Annotated in this window: 16 protein-coding genes and 1 rRNA gene; 6 read left to right on the forward strand and 11 right to left on the reverse strand. The window is 61.8% G+C overall.

What is annotated here, in order from left to right; all coding sequences use genetic code 11:
• The first annotated feature begins 85 nt into the window (after positions 1 to 85).
• A 5S ribosomal RNA gene (gene rrf, locus BMH52_RS06525) occupies positions 86 to 201 on the forward strand.
• Between the two features lie 215 nt (positions 202 to 416).
• A complete protein-coding gene (gene mrdA / locus BMH52_RS06530; RefSeq protein WP_014717825.1) occupies positions 417 to 2,309 on the forward strand; it encodes a penicillin-binding protein 2 in 1,893 nt (630 codons plus the stop codon).
• A 1-nt stretch (position 2,310) separates the two neighbouring features.
• Here mrdA and BMH52_RS06535 read toward each other — a convergent pair whose 3' ends face one another.
• Positions 2,311 to 2,712, reverse strand: coding sequence for a GFA family protein (locus BMH52_RS06535; protein WP_073843220.1), 402 nt, complete (start codon positions 2,710 to 2,712; stop codon positions 2,311 to 2,313).
• 98 nt (positions 2,713 to 2,810) lie between these two features.
• On the opposite strand from BMH52_RS06535, the gene BMH52_RS06540 reads away from it, so the two are divergent.
• Positions 2,811 to 3,278: an SRPBCC family protein gene (locus BMH52_RS06540; RefSeq protein ID WP_072435707.1), complete on the forward strand. Its 468-nt coding sequence runs from the start codon at positions 2,811 to 2,813 to the stop codon at positions 3,276 to 3,278.
• 41 nt (positions 3,279 to 3,319) lie between these two features.
• On the opposite strand, the gene BMH52_RS06545 is transcribed toward BMH52_RS06540, so the two are convergent.
• Entirely contained in the window at positions 3,320 to 5,533 is a 2,214-nt protein-coding gene (locus BMH52_RS06545; protein ID WP_072435706.1) for a TonB-dependent siderophore receptor, read from the reverse strand.
• 217 nt (positions 5,534 to 5,750) lie between these two features.
• Between BMH52_RS06545 and BMH52_RS06550 the strand changes: the two genes are divergently transcribed.
• The 3 genes from BMH52_RS06550 to BMH52_RS06560 all read left to right on the forward strand — a co-directional run bounded on the left by BMH52_RS06550 (position 5,751) and on the right by BMH52_RS06560 (position 9,520).
• Positions 5,751 to 8,108 (forward strand): DNA polymerase II, encoded by a 2,358-nt coding sequence (locus tag BMH52_RS06550; RefSeq protein WP_032903753.1) that lies wholly within the window; start codon positions 5,751 to 5,753, stop codon positions 8,106 to 8,108.
• Positions 8,109 to 8,156: 48 nt separating this feature from the next.
• The gene (locus tag BMH52_RS06555) at positions 8,157 to 8,789 is read left to right on the forward strand and encodes a glutathione S-transferase N-terminal domain-containing protein (RefSeq protein ID WP_014717828.1); all 633 of its coding nucleotides are present in this window, start codon (positions 8,157 to 8,159) and stop codon (positions 8,787 to 8,789) included.
• A gap of 152 nt (positions 8,790 to 8,941) precedes the next feature.
• Entirely contained in the window at positions 8,942 to 9,520 is a 579-nt protein-coding gene (locus BMH52_RS06560; protein WP_019818734.1) for a DUF4174 domain-containing protein, read from the forward strand.
• Positions 9,521 to 9,556: 36 nt separating this feature from the next.
• Here BMH52_RS06560 and BMH52_RS06565 read toward each other — a convergent pair whose 3' ends face one another.
• From BMH52_RS06565 to BMH52_RS06605, 9 genes are all read right to left on the reverse strand, one after another.
• Positions 9,557 to 10,963: a lipid II flippase MurJ gene (locus BMH52_RS06565; RefSeq protein WP_032903756.1), complete on the reverse strand. Its 1,407-nt coding sequence runs from the start codon at positions 10,961 to 10,963 to the stop codon at positions 9,557 to 9,559.
• Positions 10,963 to 11,784 carry an acyltransferase gene (locus BMH52_RS06570; RefSeq protein ID WP_014717831.1) on the reverse strand — a complete coding sequence of 274 codons (822 nt, stop codon included), beginning with the start codon at positions 11,782 to 11,784 and terminating at the stop codon, positions 10,963 to 10,965. Before BMH52_RS06570 ends, BMH52_RS06565 begins: the two co-directional genes overlap by 1 nt.
• Positions 11,781 to 13,184 carry an O-antigen ligase gene (locus tag BMH52_RS06575; RefSeq protein ID WP_073843222.1) on the reverse strand — a complete coding sequence of 468 codons (1,404 nt, stop codon included), beginning with the start codon at positions 13,182 to 13,184 and terminating at the stop codon, positions 11,781 to 11,783. The genes BMH52_RS06570 and BMH52_RS06575 overlap by 4 nt, the downstream gene beginning before the upstream one ends.
• Positions 13,184 to 14,287: a glycosyltransferase family 1 protein gene (locus BMH52_RS06580; RefSeq protein ID WP_073843225.1), complete on the reverse strand. Its 1,104-nt coding sequence runs from the start codon at positions 14,285 to 14,287 to the stop codon at positions 13,184 to 13,186. The genes BMH52_RS06575 and BMH52_RS06580 overlap by 1 nt, the downstream gene beginning before the upstream one ends.
• Entirely contained in the window at positions 14,278 to 15,492 is a 1,215-nt protein-coding gene (locus BMH52_RS06585; protein ID WP_072435703.1) for a glycosyltransferase family 4 protein, read from the reverse strand. The genes BMH52_RS06580 and BMH52_RS06585 overlap by 10 nt, the downstream gene beginning before the upstream one ends.
• A gap of 22 nt (positions 15,493 to 15,514) precedes the next feature.
• Positions 15,515 to 16,855, reverse strand: coding sequence for a glycosyl hydrolase (locus BMH52_RS06590; RefSeq protein ID WP_019818726.1), 1,341 nt, complete (start codon positions 16,853 to 16,855; stop codon positions 15,515 to 15,517).
• A complete protein-coding gene (locus BMH52_RS06595) occupies positions 16,852 to 18,033 on the reverse strand; it encodes a glycosyltransferase (protein ID WP_019818724.1) in 1,182 nt (393 codons plus the stop codon). The genes BMH52_RS06590 and BMH52_RS06595 overlap by 4 nt, the downstream gene beginning before the upstream one ends.
• Positions 18,033 to 20,012 (reverse strand): exopolysaccharide transport family protein, encoded by a 1,980-nt coding sequence (locus tag BMH52_RS06600; protein WP_073843227.1) that lies wholly within the window; start codon positions 20,010 to 20,012, stop codon positions 18,033 to 18,035. The genes BMH52_RS06595 and BMH52_RS06600 overlap by 1 nt, the downstream gene beginning before the upstream one ends.
• Before the next feature lie 70 nt (positions 20,013 to 20,082).
• Positions 20,083 to 20,910: a polysaccharide biosynthesis/export family protein gene (locus BMH52_RS06605; RefSeq protein WP_014717838.1), complete on the reverse strand. Its 828-nt coding sequence runs from the start codon at positions 20,908 to 20,910 to the stop codon at positions 20,083 to 20,085.
• Between the last annotated feature and the right edge of the window lies 1 nt (position 20,911).

The following is a 20,911-nucleotide window of genomic DNA, read 5'->3' on the forward strand; positions in this document are numbered from 1 at the left end:
TTCGACGCTCACAAAACACCACGATGTATCACATACCCAATTTGCTGAAGCGAGGCCAACTGGCCACGACTCAGTACCCGAATTTCTTGACGACCATAGAGCATTGGAACCACCTGATCCCATCCCGAACTCAGCAGTGAAACGATGCATCGCCGATGGTAGTGTGGGGTTTCCCCATGTGAGAGTAGGTCATCGTCAAGATTAAATTCCGAAACCCCTGTTTGCTAACGCAAACAGGGGTTTTGTTTTGGGCGCTCGAAAATTCCAGCGCTTCTGGCAACATTAAATAAGCTGCCGTTGAGGGAATTCGATACAAAGTGTTTCTGCATTTTTGCTATGGTGCAGCACATTTTCACAAGGATTGATCCTTATCCGCAGGATGCGGCGTCGACCTTTTCCAACGAGATGCTGTAGAAATGCCTGAACCGATACCTATCAAAGATCACGAAAAAGAAAACCGCCTGGTCAACAAGCGCTTGCTCGCCTGTGCGGTGCTGGTGATTGGGATCACCTGTGCGCTGGTAGGGCGCATGTATTTCCTGCAGGTGGTGCAGTACGACTACCACTCCACAATTTCGGAAAACAACCGGGTCCACGTACTGCCCATCACACCGACTCGCGGGTTGATCTACGACCGTAATGGCGTGGTGCTGGCCGACAACCGCCCGAGTTATAACCTGACCATCACCCGTGAGCGCACCGCCGACCTCAAGGGTGAGCTGGACGAAATCGTCAATCTGTTGCACCTGCCTGCCGAAGACCGTGCGGTGTTTGATAAGGCGCTCAAGCAGGCCCGTCACCCGTTTGTTCCCGTCACGTTGTTCTACGAATTGACCGAAGAGCAGATCGCCGTTTTGGCCGTTAACGAGTTCCGTCTACCTGGTGTGGACGTCGAGCCACAATTCGTTCGCCACTACCCCCTGGGCGCGCACTTTGCCCACTCCATCGGCTACGTCGGCCGCATCAACGAAAAAGAATCCAAGACCCTGGATTCGGTGGAGTACCGCGGTACCCAATCCATCGGCAAAACCGGAATCGAGCGCTTTTACGAGTCAGAACTGCATGGCCATGTCGGTTATGAAGAGGTCGAGACCAACGCACAGGGCCGTGTGCTGCGCGTGCTCAAGCACACCGATCCGATCCCTGGCAAAAACATCGTCCTGAGCCTCGACGTCAAGCTACAGGAAGCCGCCGAAGAGGCCTTGGGCGACCGTCGCGGTTCAGTGGTCGCCCTGGACCCGCAAACCGGTGAAGTACTGGCTATGGTCAGTAAACCGAGTTTCGATCCGAACCTGTTCGTCACCGGCATCAGCTTCAAGGAGTACGCCGCGCTGCACGACTCCATTGACCGGCCGCTGTTCAACCGCGTGCTACGCGGGCTCTACGCGCCAGGTTCAACCATCAAGCCGGAAGTGGCCATTGCCGGTCTCGACAGCGGTGTCGTTACCCCACAAACCCGAGTGTTCGACCCGGGTTACTATCAGTTGCCAGACTTTGACCACAAATACCGCAACTGGAACCACAGCGGTGACGGCTGGGTGGACATGGACGCGGCCATCATGCGTTCCAACGACACTTACTTCTACGACCTGGCCCATAAGCTCGGGATCGACCGCCTGCACGACTATCTGGCCGAGTTCGGCCTGGGCCAGAAAGTGTCCCTGGATATGTTCGAAGAGTCTGCCGGCCTGATGCCATCCCAAGCCTGGAAGCGTGCGACCCGTCGCCAGCCGTGGTTCCCAGGCGAAACCGTGATCCTCGGCATTGGCCAAGGCTATATGCAGGTGACGCCACTGCAATTGGCCCAGGCCACAGCATTGATTGCCAACAAAGGTGTATGGAACCGCCCGCACCTGGCCAAGACCATCAATGGCGTGGCGCCTGTAGATGAGCACCCAATGCCCAACGTGGTGCTCAAGGACCCGCGTGACTGGGAGCAGGTCAACCACGGCATGCAATTGGTGATGCACGATCCCCGCGGTATCGCCCGAGCGGCAGCGCAAGGCGCGCAATACCGCATCGCCGGCAAGAGTGGCACCGCCCAGGTGGTGGCGATCAAACAGGGTGAGCGCTACAACCGCAACAAGACCTTGGAGCGGCATCGCGATAACGCCTTGTTCGTCGGCTTCGCGCCGGCCGAACATCCGAAAATCGTGATTTCAGTTATGATCGAAAACGGTGAGGCCGGCGGCCGTGTAGCCGGGCCTGTGGTGCGCCAGATCATGGATGCCTGGCTGCTCGACCAGGAAGGCCACCTCAAGCCGCAATATGCGGCGCCGGCCAAGGCACCGGGTGATCCACGGGTTTGACTCAAACCCTCCACTCGTCCCAGCGCGCTACGCCGTCATAGGCCAGCCAAGGCACGTCATGGGCTGTCCAGATATGCGAGGTGGGCCTGACGCCCGGATCATCATCTAGCGTCGCCACCCGCACGATCACGTGGGGCTGATGCCCACGTTCAGCAATCAGATGCGCGCCGCAACGCGAGCAGAAATGCCTGAATTTGCCCGGCGAAGATTCAAAGGACGACAGCAGCTCCTCACCCTGGGTCCAGCGAAAATGCTCACGCATCACCCCGGCCGTGGCAACAAACGCGGCCGCGTGTGCCTTGCGGCAGCTTTTGCAGTGGCAGTGGCTGATGGGCATGTCCAGGCTGTCGACTTGGTAACGCACACCTTTGCACAAGCAACTTCCATTCAGTGGGTCAGTCATAACCTATGGCCAGGCAAGGAGGGGATCATCATCATCGCGCACAACGCAAGGTTGCGCATTGGTTGATGTCGCCTAGTGTTTAGTGAAGGAGGTGACTCATGCACGTATTAGATCGCATCGAACGCAAAGTGCTGCTCAACGCATCACGTAAACAGGTCTGGGAGGCACTCACGCAGGCCGAGCAATTTGGTAACTGGTTCGGTATCGCGCTTAAAGGTAAAACCTTTGTGGCCGGAGAAACCATCGAAGCGCCAATTACCTACCCAGGTTACGAACATGTCGTGTGGAAGGCCAGGATCGAACGCATCCTGCCGCAAACGCTGTTTTCTTTCTGGTGGCATCCTTTCGCAGTGGAAGAGGGCGTCGACTACGACAAGGAAACACCGACGCTGGTGGAGTTCACGATTGAGGATCGCGCTCCAGGCATCCTCTTGCGGGTCGTCGAGTCCGGTTTTGACCAGATCCCCGAAGCGCGGCGCCAGAAAGCCTTCAAGATGAACTCCCGTGGCTGGGACGAACAAATGAGCAATATCGAAGATTATCTGAGCAAGCCCCCAATAAAGTGATGGGGCGCAGGGGGAGTTCTGCCCCCAGCTCTTTTACGTTTTCAGAAATCAATCGTCGCCGACAACTTCGCCACCCGCGGATCCCCCTGGCTCAAGAATCCACCCTGGGCCGATTCCCAATACTTCTCGTTGGCCACGTTCTCCACCGTGGCACCCACAGTCACCTCGCGCTGTTGCAGCATGAAGGTGTAGCGCGCACCCACGTCGAAGCGGTTCCACGCCGGCAGGCTCAGCTCGTTGGCTGCGTCGGCGTACTGGCCGCCGGTGCGTAGCATACGGCCGTTGAGCGTCACGCCCTGCAAGCCCGGCACATCCCAATCCACCCCGGCGTTGAGCTGGAATGAAGGTACGCCAATGGCGCGGTTGCCGTCGTTGGCGCCGTTGAGTGTGCCCTTGAGTTCGGTATTCATCAGCGTCACTCCGCCCAGTAGGCGCAGGCCGCTGACGGGCTCACCAAAGACGTTCAGCTCGACGCCTTTGTTGATCTGCAGGCCTTCACGCACATAGCGGGCGCTGGTGGCGTCGATGGCTTCGGCATAACCCGCGCCTGGCTGTTCGATACGATACACACCCAAGGTCGCGCCATAGGAGCCCATGTCCACTTTGACACCCGCTTCGATCTGCTTGGACCGTGCAGGCGCATAAGCCTGCCCCCCACCGATGACCGTGAGGCTGCCAGATTTGAGCGGCGATGTCGGGCCCTGGGCCAGGCCTTCGATACGGTTGGCATACAGCGACACATGCTCCCAAGGCTTGAACACAATGCCGTATACCGGCGTGGTGATCGACTCGTCATAATTGGCCGTGCGGGTGCCGCTCATGTAGTTGTAACTCTGTACCACCATCTGCTGGCGGCGTGCGCCGACGGTCACCAGCAAGCGGTCGTCGAAGAACCCTAAAGTGTCGGATGCCGCGAGGCTGCGTACGAACGTCTTGCCAGTGATGGTCGGATCGCTGAAGTCGGTACCTGGGGTATTGCGCGGGCTATTGAGGGCCGGTGGCGCGCCGGTCACTGGGTGGTAGATGTTGGTTGCCGTTTTTGCGCTGGCGAACACATAGGCGTTGCGCGCCTCGGTCCAGATGCCGGCCAAGCCAAAGTTGAGCCGATGGCTGACGGGGCCGGTCTGGAACTTGCCATTGAGCCCACCCATCGCGCTGGTGTTGTTTTCTTCGTGGGCGATCGTCGAGCCACTGGCGCTGGCATTGCCGAGGTTATCGCTCAGGGTCACCGACGAGTAGCGCCCCATTTCGCGGCTGTGCTTGGCGCCGGCTGCCGCGTATGCGGTCCAGTGTTCGTTGAGGTCGTACTCGGCGCGCAGCATGCCCAAGGTGTCCTCAAGGTTGGTACTGCTCCAGCTCGGTGCGTAGTTGGTGTCTGCCGAAGGGGCATCCGGTACGTGGGTGATCTTGCCGAGAAAGACCGAGTTGCGCCCACCGTTGATACGCTGCTTCTGATACACAAAGTCACCGGACAAGCGCAACGCATCGCCGCGGTAGTCGAGGCCGACGGCAAACAGCTTCGAACGCTGGTTCTCATCATCAATGCCGGTATCGCCTTCGCGCTGGGACAGGTTGACCCGTGCGCCGAAACGGTTGTCTTCGCCAAAGCGCTGGCCAATATCCAGGTGCTCGCCAATCCGGCCATCGCTGCTGATGTCGGTGCTGAAACGACGCAGCGGCACATCATCGGCGCGCTTGGGTTGCAGGTTCACACCGCCGCCGATGCCCGAGCCGGTGGGCGTGACGCCATTGATGAAGGCATTGGGACCCTTGAACACTTCCACCCGCTCCAGGGCATCGGTGGAGATGATCTGACGCGGTAGGACACCGTACAAACCGTTATAGGAAATGTCGTCGCCATTCAATGGCAGGCCACGGATCATGAACGTCTGTGACTGGTTCGCATACCCCGAGGCCTGGCGCACCGAGGAGTCATTGAGCAGCACGTCGCCAACGGTTTCTGCCTGCTGGTCGCGAATCAACTTCTCGGTGTAGGAGGACATGCTGAAGGGCACATCCATAATGTCCTGGTTGCCCAGCACACCCAGTTGGCCGCCACGTGCAACCTGGCCGCCGGCAAACTCGGGGGGCAGCGCAGTGGGCGCCGGCGCTTCGGCATTGATGCGGGTGGCACCCAGCTCCAGCACGGTGTCTGACGTCGATGGGGGGGCCGCCTGTGCCGTAACACTCAGGGAGCAGCACATGGCAAGCAGGGCAGGGCGAAACGGCACAGCGAGAGGGTGACAGATGGGCATGGTCGATCCTGACGGCGAACCGTCACTAGGAGGAAGTGGACAACAACGTCGCGCTTCCTCACTGCGCGGATACGGCTCCAGCGCAAATGATAGTAATTACCATTAATGTTCTGCAACAAATTTATGCGATCGCGCACTGCGTGTGCGTTTACCCGACGCGTTTGTACGGATGCCGAGTAGAATTACGCCCTGAACGCGATTCTTGAGGTGCGGTACGGTGGATTTACAGCAGGGTTTTGTCCTGACCCGGCATTGGCGCGATACCCCGGCGGGTACCGAGGTCAGCTTCTGGCTGGCCACCGACCAAGGGCCACGGTGCATTCGCCTACCCGTGCAGACCTCGGTGGTGTTCATCCCGCAAGCCCACCGCAAGCCGCTCGATTGGCTGCTCAAGGGTGAACGTGATCTCGAGTTGCGCCCCTTGCAGCTATGCGACTTTCATCACCGCCCGGTTCTGGGCCTCTATGCGCGCCAGCACCGCCAGTTGATGGATATCGAGAAGCGCCTGCGCGCTGCCGGAGTCGATGTCTACGAAGGTGACGTGCGCCCGCCGGAGCGCTACATGATGGAGCGTTTTATCACCGCTCCCGTCTGGTTCGGGGGCACCGCTGATGCAAGCGGCACCGTGCTCGACGCGCAGATGAAGCCTGCCCCCGACTATCGCCCGCCCTTGAAGCTGGTGTCCCTGGATATCGAGACCACCGCCCAGGGCGATCTGTATTCCATCGCCCTCGAAGGCTGCGGCGAGCGCCAGGTGTACATGCTCGGCCCGCCGAACAAAACCGACGCGGTGGATTTCAAGCTCGACTATTGCGACACCCGTGCTCAACTGCTCGAGCGCCTCAACCAATGGCTGGCCACTTTCGACCCCGACGCGATCATCGGCTGGAATGTGGTGCAGTTCGACCTGCGCGTACTCCACGAACACGCCCAGCGCCTGAACGTGCCGCTGTTGCTGGGGCGTGGCGGTGAAACCATGGCCTGGCGCGAACACGGCAGCCGCAATCACTACTTCGCGGCGGCGGCGGGGCGGTTGATCATCGACGGTATCGAAGCGTTGCGTTCGGCCACTTGGAGTTTTGAATCCTTCAGCCTTGAAAACGTCGCGCAAACCCTGCTTGGCGAAGGCAAGGACATCTCCACGCCGTACCAGCGCATGGACGAAATCAACCGCATGTTCGCCGAGGACAAACCCGCCCTGGCGCGCTACAACCTCAAGGACTGCGAACTGGTCACGCGGATTTTCGAGAAGACCGAGCTGCTCAAGTTCTTGCTCGAACGCGCCAGCGTCACCGGGTTGCCGGCCGACCGTAACGGCGGCTCGGTGGCCGCCTTCACCCACCTGTACATGCCGTTGATGCACCGCCAGGGTTTCGTCGCGCCGAACCTGGGTGACAAACCGCCCCAAGCCAGCCCCGGCGGGTTTGTCATGGACTCGCGCCCGGGCCTCTATGAATCGGTGCTGGTGCTGGACTACAAAAGCCTTTACCCATCGATCATCCGCAGTTTCCTCATCGACCCGGTCGGCTTGATCGAAGGCCTCAAGCATCCTGACGACAGCGACTCGGTGGAAGGCTTTCGCGGCGCACGCTTCTCCCGCACCCGGCATTGCCTGCCGTCCATCGTCACCCGAGTGTCCGAAGGCCGCGAAGAGGCCAAGCGCGAGCGCAATGCGCCGTTGTCCCAGGCACTGAAGATCATCATGAACGCCTTTTACGGTGTGCTCGGCTCCAGCGGCTGCCGGTTCTTCGACACCCGGCTGGCATCCTCGATCACCCTGCGGGGGCACCAGATCATGCGCCAGACCCGCGCGCTGGTTGAGGCCCAAGGGTACGAGGTGATTTACGGTGACACCGACTCCACCTTCGTCTGGCTGGGCAGCGCGCACTCTGCGCAGGACGCCAATCGCATCGGCCTGGCGCTGGTGCAGCACGTCAACGACTGGTGGCGCGCGCACCTGAGCAACGAGTACGGCCTGCAAAGCGCCCTGGAGCTGCAATACGAAACCCACTTCAGCCGCTTCCTGATGCCGACCATTCGTGGCGCCGAGGAGGGCAGCAAAAAGCGCTATGCGGGCCTGGTCGTGCGCGAAGATGGCGGCGAAGAAATGGTCTACAAAGGCCTGGAAACCGTGCGCAGCGACTGGTCGCCCCTGGCCCGGCAATTCCAGCAGGAACTCTACCAACGCATCTTCCATCGCCAACCCCATCAGGACTACATACGCGACTACGTGCGGCGTACCTTGAGCGGCGAATTCGATGAGTTGCTGATCTACCGCAAACGCCTGCGCCGGCCCTTGCACGACTACGAACGCAACGTCCCGCCCCACGTACGCGCCGCGCGACTGGCGGACGAGTACAACGATCGCCTGGGCCGCCCGCGCCAGTACCAGCGCGGTGGCTGGATCAGCTACGTGATCAGCGTCAACGGCCCGGAACCGCTGGAAGTGCGGCAGGCACCCATCGACTACGACCACTACGTCACGCGCCAATTGCAGCCCGTGGCTGACGCAATCCTGCCGTTCGTGAATGACGATTTCGGTACCCTGGTAGGCGGGCAGATGGGGCTATTCTAGGTAATCACCACAGGCTCAATATTGCCCATCGCTCAGGAGGAAACGCCCATGTACACCCTTTACGGCACCGACGAATCCGGATCCTGCATGATCGAAATCGCCCTGCAGCGCTGCGCAGTGCCGTGGCATCGCGTGCAGGCCAGTTCCTGGCAGGACGGCGAGGGTAGCGACGCCCTTGCACGTATCAATCCACTCAAGCAGATCCCCACCCTGGTCACTCCAAATGGCCAGGTACTGACCGAAAGCGCCGCGATTCTGATCCACCTGGGCCTGGAGTATCCCAAGGCCGAGTTGCTGGCTGGCGATCGTACGCAGATCCTGCGCGGCTTGCTGTACATCGCCGCCAACTGCTATTCGGCGATCGGCATCATCGACTACCCGCAACGCTGGTTGGGCAATGCCGATGAGGTGCAGCAAGCACAACTGGTCAGCGGCACACGGCGCTACCTGCATCAGGCCTGGGTCGTGTTTGCCGATCAGTTTGCCGGCCAACTGTTTACACCCAGCAACGCGCCGAATGCACTGGGCATCATGGCGGCGGCGGTATCGCGTTGGGACGACGCGCGCGAGGTGCTCGGCAACCTGGCGCCGGGCTTTGCGCAGAGCCTGGAGCGGGTAGATGCCGACCCTGTCGTGGCCCCCGTTTTTGCCCGGCATTGGCCGCAGTGGAAGGTCTCGTAACCGGAAGAAACAATGACCAGGCCACTGTCCAAGCCCTTGCGTAGCGGGCTTCCTGACCTACGCTTCTCAAGGTGTTGTAGGAATCATCCTTGAATTTGGCTGTCGCAGACATGAAACTCAAGAACCCTGCATGGAATTCAAAGGAGGTGCGCATGCTCATCCGGTCGCTGACCCTGGCTACCTTGATGGCTTTTACGGGGCCGTTGTTGGCCGCTGATGATAATCCGCTCAAGCAGGAGTTGGGCAAGACGCGCCCCCTGGTGGTCGTGGAGCTTGATGCTGGAAACCCGACACTGGCAACGCTGAAGAAACAACTGGAAGAGGCTGCCACCAAGCAGTCCTTCGAAGAGCGCAGCATGGTGTTCTATACCGTGAAGTTCGGCAGCATTGGCGCTGAAGGAGAGAAGTTCGCCAAGGACCCAAAGGACAGCAAAAAGCTCACGCCGCCTGAAACCAACGCGCTGATCCGCGCCCTCAAGCTCGGCGTCGGCAGCGGCACCAAGGTGATTCTGATCGGCAAGGACGGTGAGAAGAAACTCGAAAAAACCGTGCCGCCGGACAGCCTTGACCTGAAGGAGTTCTTCAGCGCCATTGACCAGATGCCTCAGGCGGAAAAGGAGCTTGCCGCACCTGCGGAGCCGGAGCCTGTTCCAGCCGCGCCAGCGGCTGCGGCCAAGGGCACCAAGCCCGCCAAGCCCGGCAACAAAGCCCCCAAGCCGCTGGAAGATTGAACAGGTCCCCTCCCACCGTTCTGGTGGGAACCGGCCTCAGGCTTTCCACGGCTTGAGCCAAAGCCCCAACCCCACCAACACCAGCGCGCCGGCCAGGCTACTCAACCCCAACTGCCACCCATCGTTGTGCAAGGGGTGCAGGGCCAGCGCCGCCACACCCAACAGCACCCCGCTCAAGCCCCACTGCAATGGCCAGCCCAGTTGGCCGAGCAGTTGCTGGCGGTGCATCAGCAACAAGTTCGTCACCACGACGCCACCCAACGCCGCCAAGGCGATCCCCGGCAGGCCGATACAATAGGGCAGCACCACCAGCAAGGCGGCGTTGACCAGGCTGCCCAGCAGTTCGCAATTGAGCGGCAGGCGCGTGTCGCCGCTGGCATAGGCATAGCGAGCGAGCATCGCGTTCCAGGCGCCAAACACCAGAGGCGTGGCGAACCAGGCCAGCAGCGCCGGCAGTGGGCCATCGACGCTCTGGGCGGGCATCAGCAGATGGATCAGCGTGGGGCTGGCGCCAATCAGGCCGAAGGCCGCAGGCAGGCTCAGCAGGGTCGCTGCATCCAGGCCGCGACGCAGCAGGGCCAGGCGCTGCTGACCTTGTTCGCCGCTCATCATGCCCAGCAGCACTTGGTTGAGGCTCATCAGGGCGATCAATGGCAGGTTGATCAGCTTGCGTGCGAGGTTAACCCACGTCACCGCGCCTTCCCCCAGGAAACTGGCGATCAATCGCTCCAGTAGCGCCAGGCCCTGGCTGGCCACGTTGCTGGCCAACAACGGGCCGATGCGGCCCAGCAATTCGCGGCCTGCCAGCGGGTCGCCGCTGATCTGCCACGGCCGCCAGCCGAAAGACCAGACCGGCACCAGCAACGGTAGGCACATCAACACACTGCCGGCAAAAAAGCTCATGGCCAGTTCGGCACTGTCGCTGGAGCTGCCACGGATAAACAGGTACAGCACCGGTGGCAGATTGAACAGTAAAGAGCCCAGGCCCGGCAGGACAAAACGTTGGCGTGCCTGTAAGGGAATACTGAACAGCCCATGCATCACCAGGCCCGGCGCACAGGCTGCCAGCCAACGCAAGTTAGCGGCGGCTTCGGCATGGGCCGCCACGTCCAGGCCGGGGCCGATCAGGCGCACCCACAGTGGCGCGCCCAGCGCCAGTACGGCAAACAGCGCCAGGCCCACTCCCAGCAGGCGTGGGGATAGGCTGGCCAGCCAGGCCTGCTGGCGGTGTGGGTCGCGTTGTTGATAGAGGGGCAGGGCAGCCGCCGCAAGCAGGCCGGCGGCCAGGGTCATGCGCAATGCTTCGGGCAAAAACACCGCCACCAGAAACCCGTCGCTGCGACTGCCCGCGCCCCAGGCCGCCACCAGCAGCCATTCGCGGGCGAAACCGGCGACCAGCCCTGCGAGGGTTGCGATGGTCAGCCAGAGCGTGCTGCCGAACATCAGTGAAACAGGGTGAACAGGCCTTTGCCACCCACCTTGTAGTTCAGATCATGGCAACGTTCGCCCATGATTTTGGCCCCGGAACCGCCAATGATTTTGTAGGGGGCTACTGCCTTGGCCACCACGGTATTGGCGCTGATCACTGAACCATAGCCCAGGTGCGTGCCATAGCCGATCAACGCCCGGCTGCCGATCCACACGTAGTCGTCGATGTAGATCGGCCCGGAAATCGACCAGAACTCCGGAGCCTGCAAATCATGACTGCCGGCGATGATCAGCACGTGGGAGGCGATCGCCACGTGGTTACCGATCACCAGCCCGGCACGGGCGTCCACCTGGCAATGCCAACCGATTACCGAATCGTCGCCGACCACCAGATTGTGCATGCCCAGCACCTCGGTGTTACGCCACAAGCTGGAGCCCTTGCCGATCTTCGCGCCACCCAGGCGCAGCCAGGCGATGCGTACATGGTGGCTGGGGATCTTGTTGATCAAGATGTTGTAGGCCATGTCCCAGACACTGCGCCACCGGTCTTTGACGGTCGCCCAGTTTTTGCCGTAACGCGGCAGTAGCTGGGCCGCAAGGTCCTGTTTCATCCGGTGGAACAGGCGGCGCGCCACCGGGTGCTCAATCGCGGTTTCCAGATCGATGGAGCTGATCCAGAAGCGCTTGTTGTCGCCTTCGCCTTCTTCAAATACCACGTCGTTGGCCAGGCACCAGTCCAGCGCCTCTTCCAGGTCCGGCAGGCTCACGCCCATTTCAGCGGCCAGCGTGGGGAGGCGGTCACGCAAGTCGGTGGAGTGGATCATCCGGTGCTTCATGGTTGGTTATCCTTTGGCGCAATAGCAGCAACAGGGGCGGTAATGGAGGGGCGCAGACGCACCTGTTGCAGGCTCATGCCCATCAACAGCCAGAACAGCGCGATCAGTACAAAGGTGAAGCTGAAATAATGGTCGAAAATCCCCGTCAGCAGTGCCGCCAACACACCACAGAGGCACCCCAGCCACAGCGCATTGTCGGCGGTGACTTTGCGCACCTGGCCCAGGGGGCGCACTTCGCGCCACCACAACAGGGTGACGGTGATAAACAGCAGCATCCCTGGAATGCCGACTTTGTAGATGAAGTTCAGCCACAGGTTGGAGATCCCCAACAGATTGGAGCCGGGCACGGGCGGGTCGATCTTGAAGCCGATCCCCAGGGGGTAGGTCGCCATGGCGGTGGGGAACCGGGCGTACTCGTCAAAGCGGATTTCGGTACTGGCGTTGGTGGTCGAGAAGATGGTCAGCAAGCGCTCCTGCAACGGCGGATAGAACATCACCAGCGCAACGGCGAACGCCGCCCCGATACCGATAATGCGTCCGCTGTTCGGCACGCGCTTGTAGGCCAGCCAGATCAATACCAGCGCCAGGGCCACGATGGCACCACGGGAAATACTCAGCAGCAGGCCGGCACACCCCAGCACCGCCACCGCCAGGCCCAGGGCCCGACGCCAGCCGCTGCGGGTCCAGCCATAGAACAGCGCCAGGGGAATAAACAGCACCAGCACGCCACCGGTCAGGTTGGGGTGCACCCAGGGCGAGGCCATGCGCGTGTAGTTGGCAGAGAAAATATCCTTCACCGCTTCCGGGTGGGCGTATTTGAGGTCGGTGAGAATATCGATCATCGACATCGCATTGCGCGTCTTCAGGAACATGAAGATCGACAGCAGCAGCATCGCCAGGTTACCCAGCAACAGGGCGACCACCACCTTGTCGCGGTCGGCGTCGGTGCGCAGCAACAGCGGCACGATAAACAACATCGACAGGTTCATCAGCCAGCGCACCCAGTTCACCGGGCCGTTGCCTTCGGCATGGATGATCAGCATGCCCCACATAAACGGAATGGTGCTGAACAGCATCAGCCACATCAGCGCCCGCTCGGTCGGTCGCCACAGCATGAAGCCACGCGTCTTGCCGATGAACGATTGCCAGAACACCCCGACCCAGGTCAGCCCCAGCACCGCCTCGCTGACGGTGGTGCGGATGCCCAATTGCAAGGTGGTGTAGGGAATACTGGTGGCCAGTACCGCGAAAATCAGCAAGCCCCACAGGGGAAAGCGGATCAGGGTCAAGGCCACGGCCACACCGGCCACCACCAGCATGACCTTGATCGGCGACAGGGCCAACAGCAACCCGCCGAACAGAAGGCCCAGCAGCAGACTGACGAATTTTCCTGGCAGCATTAGCGGTCCAATTCCTTGAGCAAAGTGTCCAGGCGCGCGCGATAGGCCGGTTCGGCAAATTGCCGGGCCCAGGCGCGGTGTGTGTCGCCGTCTTGCGTGGCCTCGGCGCCTGCCAGTTGTTGCATGACCTTGTGCAATTGCTCGGCGTCATGGGGGGCGAAGCGCGGGGCGTCGGGCGGCGCGATTTCATCCAGGGCGCTGCCGCGTGCCACTGCTACCGGCGTGCCGACACTCAAGGCTTCCACCACCGGCAAGCCAAAGCCCTCGGCATAGGACGGCTGCCACAGGCACGCCGCATGACAGTAGAGCGCTTGCAGTTGCCCGTCCGATAAACCGCTGCACCAATGCAGGCCCGGCAGCTCACCGAGTGCCGCCGGTACATCGCTGGCGTGGCCCACCAGAACCAAGTCCGGCACATCAGGGTTCAGCGCACGGCAGGCCTGCCATTGGCGCAGAAAGAACTCCATGTTCTTGCGCGGCTCCCGCGTGCCCACCACCAGCCAGTAACGCGCCGGCAGGTTGGCGGGCAGCGGTTCTGGCGCTGCATTCAATTCAGGCACCAGGTTGTTCAGCACGCGGAACTTGGCCCGTGCCCAGGGGAACAGGCGCGCGGCTTCATTGCAGGAAAACTGCGACGGGCACCACACCCGATCAGCCTGCCACACCGACCAGGCAATCGAGGCCCCGTCGATCAGGCGGTAGGCCAGGGCCTTGAGTTTGGAGCGATGGAAGTTGCGGTGGGTCAACTGAAACAGGTCATGCAGCACCAGTACATAGCGGGTGCCGGCGGGTTTACGGCACAGCGGCAAGCCCATATTGGCGGTGGCGATGTACAGGTCGATCTGCTGCTCGTGCAGCGCCCTGGGCAAGAACCCGCGCTCGAACCGCAGGCGCACTTGTGGGCGTTGCAGGCCGTCCAGCGGGCTGGCCCAGGCCGGGCAAACGGCAGTCTGGCGCTGCGGATGCTCCAGGGGCGCTTCGCTGAACAGCACCACCTCGGTGTTGCCCCGCGCGCGCAGGGCGTCTTCCAGGGCCACGACCTGGCGGGCGATGCCTGAAGACGGCGCAACCGTGGCGGGGCGATAGTCCAGGGCTACACGCATGGCTGAGACTCCTTGGCGGTGAGCAAGCTGCGGTAGAGGTGCTCCAGTTCATTAGCCGCCACCGCCCAGTCGTGGTATTGCCGCGCGTAGTCGCGTGCCGCATCGGCCAGTCGCCCGGCCAGCGCCGGTTCATCCAGCAGGCGCACAACGGCGTCGGCCAGGGCCTCAGCGTTTTCGCCGGCCAAGTAATGTACCTGTGGCTGTACCGCCAACCCGGACACGCCCTGGGCCGTACTCACCAGCGGCAAGCCGGCGGCCATCGCCTCCAACACCTTGAGCTTGGAGCCGCCGCCATGGCGCAACGGGGCGACAAAACCGGCGCAGCGGCGTTGCAAGGCACACAGGTCGGGAACAAACCCCAGCCACTCGATACGTTCATCGGGCCAGCGCTCGCGCCAGTGTTCGGGTAAGCCATAGCCGACCACTGCCAGGCGTGCGCTCGGGCACTGCAACCAGAGCCTGGGGAAGATCTCGTCGAGCAGCCACTGCACGGCGTCCAGGTTCGGTGCGTACTCGTAATTGCCGACGAACAACAGGCGCTGGCTCTGCGCATTGGCGCTGACCTCGGCAAAGGCGCGGCTGTCGACCCCATTGACCACCACGCTTACCGGCGTCGAGGACAACGGCCGCATGGCCTGAGCGTCCGCCTCGGTCACGGCGACCACATGAGCGGCGGCATCGAACGCCTTGCGTTCCCATTGCCGGCAGCGCCACTGGTCATACTGTACAAACGGTGCGGCCCACTTGGGGAAACGGTCGTAAGTGGCGCCGCCGAGGCTCGATTCCAGGTTGTGCTCGGTCAGCACAAACTCGCGCCGTTGCTGCTGCAAGGTGCGCAGAAACGGCTGCAGGCTGTAGCTGTGTTCTACCTGAATCACGTCCCAGCGCTCATTCAACAGTTGCGCAAACTGGGCCTGCAACGGTGCCGACAGGCCGTTGACCGTGGTCAACAGCGGCCAGGGCGCGAACAGGCCGCCGAGCAGGGTCAGCGGATGTTTCAGCGGCCGGCGTGGAACGACGATCAGGCGTTCGAGTAACGGCTCCAAGGCCGCATGCGCCGCGTCATCGGCCGGCGTTTTCGATTGCGCCAGCAGCGTGATGCGATGCCCGCGCTCACTCAAGGTGCGCAGCAAATGGTACTGCCGCGTCTTGCCGCCGCTGGTGGTCGGCCACGGCAGGTAGGGCACAATCCAGAGGATTCTCATGTACAGCTCTCCATGCCCGGGGCTACCACACCAGTATCTGCAAACTTGGCTTCACCGCTGGGCGAATACCGTTGTCGTCGCTCAGGGTTTGCCGGGCGCCGGTCAGCGGGTCCAGCAGTTCTGCGTGTTTGATGCCGGGCAGGCTGATGCTGCTGCCTTTGGCGCTCCAATACATCAGCAGGTGTTTTCCGTCAGGGCGGGTCCAGGCCACGCTGTAGAAGCTGTCCGGTACATCCTGCAACTGCGGCGTGTTGCCGGGTTTAAGCGTGGGGCCGGTAATCTCCAGGAAGCGGGCGAGGGCGGTGTATACCGGCTTGGGTTCGCCATCAAGGTTCAACAGGCCGTAATGCTGGTCGCGTGGCGAGGCGCGTTGGTCGAGGTCGGACAGCGCGAACAGGAAAATCTTCTGGTAGTCCTGGGACGCCATCAACGCCAGGCGGCGCAAGGTGTAGTCGGCCTGCCCGTCGATACCGATCAAGTCCTGCATCTCCTTGGGGCCGGCGTAGCTGGACCAGCCCCACTCGGTGGCCCATACGTTCTTGATCCCGGCGCCGTGCAGCATTGAGTTGAGTTGATCACCGCGCAGCAGCACTTCGTTCTTGCCCGGCTCATCGGTTTCCGGGGTCATCGAATAAGGGTGATAGGCCGCGACCATGCCCAGGTTTTGCACACCCAGCGCGCCGAGTGCTTCAAACATCAGGGTTTTGCCACGCGGCGGCATTTGGCTGTAGTACGCCATGCCGCCCATGACCTGCAGTTTGCCGGGCGCGGCAAGGTTCAGCGCCTGGTGACTGGCCAATAACAATTGCCCGTACTCCTTGGCGTCGACTTTGGGGCGCCAGTTGTTCGGCAGGTTCTGCTCGTTCCACACCTGCCAGGCATCAATAGTGGGGTAGCGTTTGGCCAGAAGTGCCAGGCGCAACGCATACACTTCCGGATCCCGCGGTCGGTACTGATCCTGGAACTGCGCACCCTTGGGGGCGGTGGTGATAAAGGGCGCCGAGCCCACCAGGTAAAACACCGAGCGGATTTTTTCAGCGGTCAGGGTGCGGTCCAGTTCATCGAAGGTGTTGAGCTGATAACCGTCTTCTTTGGGTTCCAGGCGATCCCAGTGCAGGTCGACCCGCACCCATTGCAATCCAAGCTTTTTATACTGCTTAATCTGCTTGTGGTACTGCTCGGGTGTGAACCACAGAAAGTGTGCGTTTACGCCGAGAAAGTCCTTCCAGACGACGGTGCGCTCCGGGGCCAGGTTCACCGGCTGCGCATCGACTTTTTCACTCAACAGCAGGGCGCTACCGACGGCGATTGACAGCGCCAGCGGCAAGTAGCGCCACAGTGGGCGAACGGATGACAGGTTCATCGCAACGGCTCCTCACAAGCATCCCGAAATAATTCAGCAAACCGCTGGGCCGTGTTGGCCCACTGGCGTTGGTGGCCGATTTCTCCAGCCCGGGCGGCCCATTGCTGCGCCTGTTGCGGGTCAAGGATCAATCGGCTCAAGGCGTTGCTCAAGGACGCTGTATCGCCCTGCTGATAGGTGATGCCATTACCGCCAGCCACCTCTTCGGCAAAGGCGCGGGCGTTGGAGGTGATCACCCCGCGCCCGCATGCATTGGCCCACGACAGCGCGCCACTGGTGCCGCGCATTTGCCCTAGGAAACTGAGTTTTTTCGATTCGCGATAGGGCAGCACCATCACGTGGTGCGCCTGGATCGTAGAAGGGATCTGCGCCGATGGCAGGTCCAGTTGCCAGTCCACCACATCCTCAAGATGCAGGGCGCTGATCTGCTCGCGCAGGCCATCAAGGTAGTTGCCGGCGGGGTCAAAGGTCATTTCCGGCGCGGTGCCACCGGCCAGGGTCAGGCGTACCTGGCTTCGGCATTGCGGGTGGGCGGCCAGTGACTGGGCCAGGGCCTGGAGCAGGTCTTCAATGCCCTTGCCACGGTAGATAAAACCGAAATACAACAGGCGCAGTGGCGCCAATGGCGGCAACGCCTGGGGCACGATGGGCAGGTTGCCATGGGCAATCACCGCCACCTGTTGCGGGCGCAGGCCCATGCGCTGGCGCAGGCAGTCGCCGCCCAGGCGGGTGAGGGTGATCAGGCGGCGCATGCCTTTGGCCAGGCGCCGCTCTTCGTGCAAGGTCAACGGGTCGGCCAGCAGCGCCGCCGCCTGGGGCAGCGGATGGGGCAGGCGTTCAAGCAGGGTCAAGGGGAAAAACAGCTTGGCCCGGCGCCAGATCAGGCGCTCCGGGTCATGCACCGTGGCGGTCAACGGCAGGTGCGGTTGCGCCCGGCGCAGGTACTCCAGCGCCTGGAACTCACCGAAGCGCCCACCCCCCAGTTCGGCATGCACCAGGTCCACGCCGCGCCAGTCGAAGGCCTGCAGGCGCTTCAACTGTTCAGGCAATTCCAGGCAGCCGGCGAGCGGGGTCACCACCTCCAGCCCCTGTTCGATCAACGCATGGCGCAGATGCGCGGCGTAATCGGCGATCCCGGTCTGCTCCGGTGGCAGCGGCGCCAGCAGTGCGATACGCATCAGGCCGCCCCGCGCCAGCTGTTGAGTCGTGCCAGCACCTTGGCCGGCACTTCGAAGCGACGGCGGTTGAGGATCATGCCGTCGACTTTGCCGAACGCAGTGGTCAGCAACGACACGGCATTTTCGATCGTCGGTACGGTGCTGGTGCGGGCCTCGATCACCAGTACGATCTGGTCAGCGCGGCGCAGCGTCAGGAAGGCCTGCGGGTTGGAGGACAGCGCCGAGGCGTCCAGCAGCAACACCTCACCCGGCGTTGGCGCGCTCGCCCCATCGACCGAGACGCGGTGACCACGTTCCTCCAGCAAACGCTTGAGTTGCGAGGCGATAAAGGTCACACCCTCGCCATGGCGCGCCGAGGTCAGGCCCAGGGCAAAACCGTCGGCGGCAATGCGATCCAGGGGCAACAGGCTGTACAAGCGATAAAGGCTGGCGGTGACGGCTGCCGGCGTTGCATCTTGCACATCGGGAATGCTGCTCCACAGCGGCACATGGAACATCTCCTGCAAGCGCGTGCCATCGTGGATGCGCTGGTCCAGCAGGTACAGCACATAGATGGTCAGCAAGCCCACGGCCACGCCGGCGGGAATGGCGAACAACAGCATCAGCAGGCTCTTGGGAAACACGCGGGCCGGGTTGAGGGTGGCGTGTTCGATCAGGGCAATGTTACTGATCTGGCTATTGTCCAGTTCGTGGTCGATTCGCGCCTGTTCAAGATTGTCCGAGTACAACGCATAGCTCTTTTCGGCCGTGCGCAGTTGTTGGCTCAGGGTGTTGAGTTGCGGTTCATCGGTCATCGCCTGGTCACGCTGGGCGCGCAGTTCGGCAAGGGTCTTGTCGTAGTTCTCGATCTCCCCGGCCAGTTTGCGCTCTTGCAACTGGGCGTCGATCATTTGCTGTTTAACGTTGATCACCAGGCTGTTGGGCGCGGTGTTCTGCGAGCGTTCCAGGCGTGTAGCTTCCTGGGCGCTGAGGGCTTCCATGTCGCGGATGTTCTGCTCGATCTGATTGACCTGCGGCGTGCCCGGCAGGTAAGTGCGCAGCAGCCGAGCCCGCTCCACTTGCAGCGCATTAAGCTGGCGCTTGAGGTCGAGCTGGGTGGGGTTGAGGCTGGTTTCGCGCATCGTGACCACGTCTGCCGGCTGGCTCTTGATCTGCTGGCTGGCGTTGGCCAGGAGGCTGCGAATCCCCGATATCTGGTTCTGTGCGCTGACCTTGGCATCGGTGACGCGGTCGATCTGGTTGGTCAGGTTCTTCAGGCGTGCATCGACACTGATCGAGTCGATCTGCTTCAAGCGGCCTTGCAACTGATCTTTCAGACTCTGGATGTTCTCTGCCACCTTGGCGCGTTCGGTTTCATAGAAGGTGTGCAGGCTCTTGCGCCCGAGAATTCGTGCACGCTCTTCAAGGTAGGCATTGACCCATTCCTCGACGATTTTTTGCGCCACCGCCGGATCGTCCCAGGTGAAGGAAATCTCGATCACCGAAGAACCCGGCTCGTGGCCGGCGGTAAAGTTCTTCTCCAGTGAGGTCGCCAGGCGTTCCAGCGGGCTTTGTTTCTCGGCAAGGCCGACGAACTGCAGCACACTACGAATGCCATTGATGACTTCGCCAACGCCCTTTTTGATGTAGAACTTGGTGACCTTCCAGAAGCCTTGCGGCGGTTCGGCGGTCATCGCCATATAGCGCTCGGCGACGATATGCACGATGGGTCGGCCGGTGAGCATTTTTTCTTCGTCGACAATCGGGTCGTGCTGGGTGCTCGGGGCAATCAGCGTCTGACGGTTGGCGGCTTCGATCGGCAACGTGGTGTTGTCCCGGCCCGGCTTGACCAGCAAGCGCGCGTCCGACTCGTAGCGAGCCGGCAACAGGAAGGCACCCAGCACGGCAACGACGATCGTGGTGATCACGGCCAGTTTGAATTCGCGGCGGTAGATGAAAAACAGCCGCAGCAGGTCGCGAAGAGAGCGGATTTCGATCACAGGATCACTCCATTGCATATGGGGGTTACGAAAGGCGGGAACGCTTGGTTCGAGTGATACGAAGCCCGCTTCATAATCCTTGGCCTGCGTTGATGGTTGGGTTGTTGTAGATGGTGTTGCCGCTGTTTTTCACGTCGCTCTTGTTCAGGTCGTAATTCAAGCCAATGCCAATCCCTTTGTTGATCGGAAACAGCTTGGTGAAGTACATGTCCACGGCCTCCACCGTCGCGCCGATGCCCGACTGCGGCACAAAGATCAAATCGCCGCGCTGCAACGCCACCCGCGGGTGATTGGGGTTGGTCAGCATGCTTTCCAGGCTGATGAAGTACGTCCTGTACTTGCCGTCGGGCCCGGTACGCAGCAAGGCCACGTTGGAGGCATCCGCCGAGGGCAATACACCACCGGAGCTGAGCAGCGCCTGCTCGACGCTGACGTTGCCGGCCAGGTCGAAAAACGCCGGGTTGGACACCGCGCCGCCGATAAACACCTTGTTGCTCGGTGCGCTGGCGATGTTCACCGTCACCGCAGGTTCGCGGTAGATGCGCTTATACTTCTCGGTGATCTCCTTGCCCAGGTCTTCGGGCGTGCGCAAGGCCGCCTTGACCCGGCCAATGTTGGGCACCGAGATCACGCCGTCGGGGCGCACCACGAACACCGTCATGTCATCGGCCGCCGCCGGTTCCTGGGCATCACGCACGATACGCAGCGAGTCGCCGCTCTGGATCAGCACCTGCGGCGGTGGCAGGTCGGCCAGGGTCAGCGCCGCTTGATGGCCGGCCTTGAGCGTAGTGTTGTCAGGAAGCGGCACCCGCGCGGGGGTCGAACAACCGGCCAGCCAGATTGAGGTGCTCAAAAGGCCGAGCAGGGTAAGACGGAAACGTCGGTTGATAGTCTTCATG

The organism is Pseudomonas sp. BTN1, assembly GCF_001907715.1.
GTDB classification, from domain to species: domain Bacteria; phylum Pseudomonadota; class Gammaproteobacteria; order Pseudomonadales; family Pseudomonadaceae; genus Aquipseudomonas; species Aquipseudomonas paracarnis.